This is a genomic window from Paractinoplanes atraurantiacus (assembly GCF_900215205.1).
Taxonomy (GTDB): domain Bacteria; phylum Actinomycetota; class Actinomycetes; order Mycobacteriales; family Micromonosporaceae; genus Actinoplanes; species Actinoplanes atraurantiacus.
In genome coordinates, this window is sequence record NZ_OBDY01000001.1 from 300,145 (window position 1) to 306,735 (window position 6,591).

The window sequence follows — 6,591 nt, forward strand, 5'->3', positions numbered from 1 at the left end:
AAGCCTAGGACAGCCGCCGGGCCGGAGGCGAACCGCTCCGCCATTGCCGACATACCAGTTGGGTCAAGTCCACGGGATGTACGCCATGTCGCGGCCCGAGACGGCGATCATTCCCCCTGGTCCGACGGCGAAGACCTCGGCGCCGGTACGCACGTCGGCCAGCAGCCGGCCCGATCCGGGCTCGATCGCGACGACCCTGTCCGGTTTCCGGCTGACAACCAGTGCCGCGTACGGGGTGAGGGCCGCCGACGGGTTCGCCCCCACCTGACGAGACCACACGGTGTGATTGCCGCGGAACGCGTAGCCACGGAACGTGTTTTTGGCCGCGTTACGGATCACTGCGTAGTTGTCGTTCACCGCGAGCACGTTCTCGCCCTTGGCGCCGTGCCACAGCACCCGGCCGTCGTGTCCCGCGAGCAGCTCCTCGCGGCCGACCGGGTCGACGCCGAGCAGCACGTCCTCGCCGCCGGCGGGGTCGCGCTCCTGCTTGCAGTTGGCGCCGTTCTCGGCCGTACGCAAATTGAGACCGTCTTTTTTCCAGACTGCCGACGTCGAGGGCGGATCCGTCGCTACGACGCTGTAGTAGCAGGTCCCGTCGCCGGGCGTGCCGGTGATCGTGAGAACCCGGCCGCCCGCGATGGCCACCCGTTGATCCTGTGTGGGCTCCACGGTCTGCGCGACCCGGCCGGTCGCCGTGTCCACGACCCGGATCTTCCCGTCGTCCGGCAGCCCGATCAGGCTCGGCATCTGCCGGGGCCGGGCCACGTCGTCGTCCACGCGGTCGGCGGTCAGCTGCCGGGTGTCGGGCAGGTCGGGATTGGCCGCGTTGAGGACGAACCCGATACCGCCCGTGTCGACGGTCCACAGCGGCTTGCTGCCGCGTGGCGCCCATGCGGTCAACTGACAGTCACTGCCTTTGGAGCAATGCAGATCCAAGAGCGCGTTTTTGTACGTCCACACGGCGGTGGCCGCGGTGTCGGCCCGCAGCACGGTGCCGTTGTGCGGATCGAGCACCTGGTAGCCCTTGGTGAGCAGCCGGCCGGTGGCGACCACGGCGTCGTCGCCGTCACCGGCGATCGAGGCCCAGTCGGCGTCGCTGTCCCAGAGCTTCACCCCGGCGGTGATCCCGTACGCCTCGACGGACGTCCGGTATTCGACGACCACCGCGTCACCGGCGATCGCCACGCTCTGCGGACTGCCGCCGATCCGCTGCTGCCACCGCGCCGCGTCGCCGGCGATCGGCTCGCTGGTGTTCACCCAGTTCCAGACGTTCGGCCACGGGTTCCACACGCCGGTCGTGGCGAGCACGATCACGATCACGATGGTGACCAGCGCATAGCCCTTCCACGGGCTGCCACCGGACGCCATGCGCGACACGCTAGCCAGGTCAATCACCCGGACGATGGATCTCGATGCGCCCGTGTCGAGCGCTTATGTCCTGAAGATCACCTATGGCGGAGCGCGGACTGTGCAAGTTGCACTGTGAGGATGACGTCACACGGAGTGGATCGCGCAGACTGCCCAACTTGCGCGGCAGGTGTTGTCCAAGGGCTGTGACCTGCGACAACCTCGGCCAATGACGCAGACGATGGAACACGGGACCCGTACCGCCGACGTCTTTCCGGTCAAGGGCGTCGATCATCTTCAGTTCCTCGTGGGCAACGCCAAGCAGGCCGCCCACTATTACTCCACGGCCTTCGGCATGAAGCTCGTCGCCTACCGCGGGCCCGAGCAGGGATATCGCGACCACGCCGAATACGTTCTGGTCAGCGGATCGGCCCGGTTCGTGCTGACCGGCTCGGTGCACGCCGGCGCGCCCGGCGCCGACCACGTCACCAAGCACGGCGACGGCATCCGCGACATCGCGCTCGAGGTGCCGAACGTCGACGCCGCCTACAAGCACGCCACCGGCGCCGGCGCCCGCGGGGTGACCGAGCCGTACGACGTGAAGGACGAGCACGGCACCGTCCGGCTGGCCGTGATCGCCACCTACGGCGACACCGTGCACACCCTGATCGACCGCTCCGGCTACGACGGACCGTTCCTGCCCGGCTTCGTGGCCCGCGAGCCGATCGTCGACCGGCAGCCCGCGATCGACGCCGGCCTGGCGCCCAAGCGCTTCTTCCAGGCCGTCGACCACGTGGTCGGCAACGTCGAGCTGGGCCGCATGGACGAGTGGGTCGAGTTCTACCGCCGGGTCATGGGCTTCACCAACATGGCCGAGTTCATCGGCGACGACATCGCCACCGACTACTCGGCGCTGATGTCGAAGGTCGTCGCCGACGGCACCCGCAAGGTCAAGTTCCCGCTCAACGAGCCGGCCGTCTCCCAGCGCAAGTCGCAGATCGACGAGTACCTCGAGTTCTACGGCGGCCCCGGCGCCCAGCACGTCGCGGTGGCCACCAACGACATCATCGGCGCGGTCGACGCGATGCGGCAGGCCGGCGTCGAGTTCCTGAAGACCCCGGACTCGTACTACGACGACCCCGCGCTGCGGGCGCGGATCGGCGAGGTGCGGGCGCCGATCGAGGAGCTGAAGAAGCGCGGCATCCTGGTCGACCGGGACGAGGACGGCTACCTGCTCCAGATCTTCACGGCCCCGGTGCAGGACCGGCCCACGGTGTTCTTCGAGCTCATCGAGCGGCACGGCTCGCTCGGCTTCGGCAAGGGCAACTTCAAGGCGCTCTTCGAGGCCATCGAGCGGGAGCAGGAACTGCGCGGGAATCTGTAAGACTCACCTGGTCGCCGCACACAGAAATCGCCCAGGCCCAGGTCGCTAAGGTTCTTCCATGAGTTCGCTGCCCGCCGGTTGGTACAAGGACCCGGCCGACCCCGACACCCAGCGCTACTGGGACGGTGAAGGCTGGCTCGGCAAGGCCATCCCGGCCGACGCGACGCCGCCCGACGGCCCGCCGCCGGTCGAGGAGGAGCCACCGCCGGCGGCAGCCGCTCCCACCGCAGTGCCCCCGGCGGCGCCGCAGCCCGGCCCGCCGGTGGCAGGTCCTCCGCCCGGCTGGCAGCAGCCGTCGGGGTCGCCGCCTGGGTGGCAGCAACCGTCCGGTCCGCCGCCTGGGTGGCAGCAACCGTCCGGTCCGCCGCCCGGATGGCAGCAGCCGCCTCCGCAGGGGTGGCAGCAGCAGCCCGGTCCGCCTCCGCCCGGGTGGCAGCCTCCGCCGGGATGGCAGCCGCCGCCCGGGTGGGAGCGGATGCCGCCCGGCATGCGCGCGGCGATGTATCCCGTGCAGGCCCGCCCGCACGGCTACGCGCTGGCCGGCCTCGGCCCGCGCCTGGTCGCCCGGCTCCTCGACATCCTGGCCGTGCTGCTGCTCAACGTCGTGGTCAACGGCTGGTTCGCGTACCAGTGGGCCAAAGAGTTCGTGCCGATGTACCGCGCCACCCTCGACGAGATGGCCAACGGCGGCAGCGCCTTCGACGTGCAGGCCAACGGGCGGATGGACGGCCTGCTCTGGGCCATGCTGATCGTCGCGACCCTGCTCTGGCTGGCCTACGAGGCGCCCGCCATCGCCGGCAGCGGGCAGACCCTCGGCAAGAAGATCATGCGCATCAAGGTGGTCGCGGTCGAGAACACCGAGCCGCTCGGCTTCGGCCGGGCGTTCGGGCGCTGGGCCCGGCTCGGCCTCTGGACCCCCGCCTGGGGCTGCGCCGGCATCGGCTTCGTGCTCCAGCTGATCGACTGCATCTCGCCGGTCTTCGACCAGCAGCTTCGGCAGGCATTTCATGACAAGACGGCTCGTACGGTCGTGATCGCCCTGCCCCCGGACAACCGCCAACCGGTCGACGCGACCACGGGTGGCACCAACGGAAACGGAGAGGGACGATGACCCGCCTCACCCGCGCTGACCTGGACGGCCTTCCGGCCTACGTCCCCGGTCGCAACCTGGCCGACCTGACCCGCGAGCTCGGCATCGCCGAAGCGGTGAAGCTGGCCAGCAACGAGGTTCCCTACGGCCCGCTGCCCGGCGTGGCCGAGGCGGTCTCCGAGGCGGTGCTCTCCTCGCACCGCTACCCCGACATGGGCGCTGTGGAGCTGCGCGAGGCGCTGGCCGCGCGCCTGGGCGTCTCGGCCGACCGCATCGTCACCGGCTGCGGCTCGGTGGCGCTGGCCGAGATCCTGGTCAAGGCGACCGCCCTGCCCGGCGATGAGATCGTGTACGCGTGGCGCTCGTTCGAGGCGTACCCGATCATCTCGGCCGGCGTGGGCGCGACCAGCGTGCGCGTGCCGAACACGCCCGGGCACGCCCACGACCTGGACGCCATGGCCGAGGCGATCACCGACCGGACCCGGCTGGTCTTCGTCTGCAACCCCAACAACCCGACCGGCAGCGCCATCCGCAAGGCCGAGCTCGACCGCTTCCTGGCCGCGGTGCCGTCGGACGTGCTGGTGGTGCTCGACGAGGCGTACCGCGAACTGGTCACCGACCCGGACGTGCCGGACGGCGTCCAGACGTACGCCGACCGGCCCAACGTCGTCGTGCTCCGCACGATGTCGAAGGCGTGGGGGCTGGCCGGCCTGCGCATGGGCTACCTGGTCGCGCAGCCCGGCGAGGCGACCGCGATCCGCAAGGTCCTGACCCCGTTCTCCACCAGCATCGTGGCCCAGGCGGCGGCGCTGGCCGCCCTGAAGCAGGAGGACGAGGTGCGCCGCCGCTGCGCCCTCGTGGTGGCCGAGCGCGAGCGCGTGACCGAGGCGCTGCGCAAGCTCGCCATCGACGTGCCGTCGAGCCAGGCCAACTTCGTCTGGCTGCCGCTCGGCGACCGTTCGGCCGCCTTCGGCCAGGCCTGCGAGAGCCGGGGCGTCATCGTGCGCCCGTTCCAGACCGACGGCGTACGCGTCACGATCGGCACGCCCGAGGAGAACGACCTGTTCCTGGCCGCCGCGGAAGCGGCCCTGGAAGGCTAGGCGGCCAGTTGGGCCTCGACCCGGTGGTGGTCCTCCTCGCTCAGGCGGGCGGGGAAGACCCGCCGGCCGACGCTGACGACCAGCAGGACGGCGACGACGGCCAGGGCGGCGGTCACCAGCGGCAGCGTGCCGAGGTGGCCGGCGCGGACCAGGCGCTCGCCGAGGAAGGCGCCGCCGCCGATGCCGATCTGGAAGGCGACCACGTAGAGGGCGGAGGCGGCGTCACGGGCGCGGGGCGCGATCCGCAGCACCGAGCTGGCCAGGAAGACCGGGATGGCGGTGAACGCGCCGCCCCACAGCAGCGCCGCCACTACAGTCGGCACGACGCCGAGCACCGGCGCGAACGCGGCCGCGGCCGCCGCCAGCACGATCAGCAGGCCGACCACGATCTGGCCGGGCCGCCGGTCCGAGTGGCGGCCGAGCACGTAGTTCGTGATGAGCCCGACCGCCCCGTACCCCAGAAGGAGAGCGCTCAGCGCGACGCCCTCGAGTCCCGCGTCCCGGCGGACCAGCGGGGCGATGTACGTGTAGGCGGCGAAATGCCCGATGACCAGCACGGTGGTGATCAGGCACAGCGCGGCGACCTGCCGATCCCGGATGATCCCGACGGCCGCGCGGAGTTGCGCGCCGGCCCGGACGTTCAGATCGTGCGGAAGCGGCGGCAACTTCGGAAGAACGCGGACCAGCAGCAGTACGCAGATGGCGCCACCGGCGGCCATCGCGCCCACCGCGACCCGCCAGCCCAGCCACTGCCCGAGCGCCGTGCCCAGCGGCACGCCGAGCACGATGGCCAGCGAGTTGCCCACGAAGACCAGCGCCGTCGCCCGTCCCGCCTGCCCCGGCGGAGCCAGCCGCGCCGTGACCGGCCCGATCACCGACCAGAAGACCCCATGCGCCAGCGCGCAGACCAGCCGCGCCAGCGTCAGCACGAGAAACGTCGGCGCGAACGCGGCCGCCGCCTGCGACACCACGAAGATCGCCATGGTGATCGCGATCAGCGTGTGCCGCGGCACCCGCATGGTCAGCGCCGTCAACGGGATCGTGCTGACCGCCGCCACCACGGCGTAGCTGGTCAGCAGGAGACCGACATCCGCCTCGTCCACCGACAGCCCGTCGGCGATCTGCGGCAGCAGCCCGACCGGCAGGGTCTCCGCGGTCACGTAGAAGAAGGTGGAGGCGCCGAGAACGGCGAGCCCTGGACGGTTCATGGTCACCGCCGAAGAATAAACTCTTAGAACGAGCAAAAGGAGTGGTTGCCCTGTGACGACGCGCTCAAACCAGTTGCTCCGGGTCGTGCACACCCACCCCGGCGTGACCCGCGCCGACGCCGCCCGCCTGCTCGGCATCGGCACCGGCGCCACCACCGAGCTCGTAGCCCGCCTGTCACAGGCGCATCTGCTGGCCGAGGCCCCGGCCACCCCGAGCGGCGCCCGGGGCCGCCCCACCACGGTCTTGGTCCCTCACCCCGAGGGCCCGCTGGTCCTGGCCGCCGAGATCACCCACGAGGGTTGGCGCATCCAGGTGACCGAATTGGGCGGCACCGTCCTGACCGCAATCGCCGCCAACCACACGAGCCCAACCCCAGCGGACCCCGCCGCCGCGTCCAGCTCGGCCGCCGCCGGCCCAGCCGCCTCCGGCCCGGACGCCTCGGGCTCGGCCGTCTCCGGCCC

5 protein-coding genes and 1 pseudogene are annotated in these 6,591 nt (G+C 71.3%); 4 read left to right on the top strand and 2 right to left on the bottom strand.

The features are described from left to right. Window positions 1–63: 63 nt before the first annotated feature. Window positions 64–1,368, bottom strand: coding sequence for a hypothetical protein (locus tag CRP55_RS01350; protein WP_097317600.1), 1,305 nt, complete (start codon window positions 1,366–1,368; stop codon window positions 64–66). A gap of 208 nt (window positions 1,369–1,576) precedes the next feature. Between CRP55_RS01350 and hppD the strand changes: the two genes are divergently transcribed. Genes hppD through hisC form a run of 3 tightly spaced genes read left to right on the top strand, consistent with a single transcriptional unit; the run spans window position 1,577 to window position 4,921 of the window. After that, window positions 1,577–2,731 carry a 4-hydroxyphenylpyruvate dioxygenase gene (gene hppD, locus CRP55_RS01355; RefSeq protein WP_097317601.1) on the top strand — a complete coding sequence of 385 codons (1,155 nt, stop codon included), beginning with the start codon at window positions 1,577–1,579 and terminating at the stop codon, window positions 2,729–2,731. A gap of 58 nt (window positions 2,732–2,789) precedes the next feature. After that, window positions 2,790–3,842: an RDD family protein gene (locus CRP55_RS01360; protein WP_097317602.1), complete on the top strand. Its 1,053-nt coding sequence runs from the start codon at window positions 2,790–2,792 to the stop codon at window positions 3,840–3,842. Next, window positions 3,839–4,921 carry a histidinol-phosphate transaminase gene (gene hisC / locus CRP55_RS01365; RefSeq protein WP_097317603.1) on the top strand — a complete coding sequence of 361 codons (1,083 nt, stop codon included), beginning with the start codon at window positions 3,839–3,841 and terminating at the stop codon, window positions 4,919–4,921. The genes CRP55_RS01360 and hisC overlap by 4 nt, the downstream gene beginning before the upstream one ends. Here the strand turns inward: hisC and CRP55_RS01370 are convergent. After that, the gene (locus CRP55_RS01370; protein ID WP_097317604.1) at window positions 4,918–6,129 is read right to left on the bottom strand and encodes an MFS transporter; all 1,212 of its coding nucleotides are present in this window, start codon (window positions 6,127–6,129) and stop codon (window positions 4,918–4,920) included. The two genes, hisC and CRP55_RS01370, sit on opposite strands and share 4 nt — an antisense overlap. A 52-nt stretch (window positions 6,130–6,181) precedes the next feature. Here CRP55_RS01370 and CRP55_RS01375 point away from each other — a divergent pair. After that, window positions 6,182–6,591: pseudogene (locus tag CRP55_RS01375) on the top strand (hypothetical protein); the annotation flags it as partial.

What these genes read in the sequence shown, in the direction of transcription:
- CRP55_RS01350 (WP_097317600.1), bottom strand. Translation starts at nt 1,368, where the DNA reads ATGGCGTCCGGTGGCAGCCCGTGGAAGGGCTATGCGCTGGTCACCATC.
- hppD (WP_097317601.1), top strand. Translation starts at nt 1,577, where the DNA reads ATGACGCAGACGATGGAACACGGGACCCGTACCGCCGACGTCTTTCCG.
- CRP55_RS01360 (WP_097317602.1), top strand. Translation starts at nt 2,790, where the DNA reads ATGAGTTCGCTGCCCGCCGGTTGGTACAAGGACCCGGCCGACCCCGAC.
- hisC (WP_097317603.1), top strand. Translation starts at nt 3,839, where the DNA reads ATGACCCGCCTCACCCGCGCTGACCTGGACGGCCTTCCGGCCTACGTC.
- CRP55_RS01370 (WP_097317604.1), bottom strand. Translation starts at nt 6,129, where the DNA reads ATGAACCGTCCAGGGCTCGCCGTTCTCGGCGCCTCCACCTTCTTCTAC.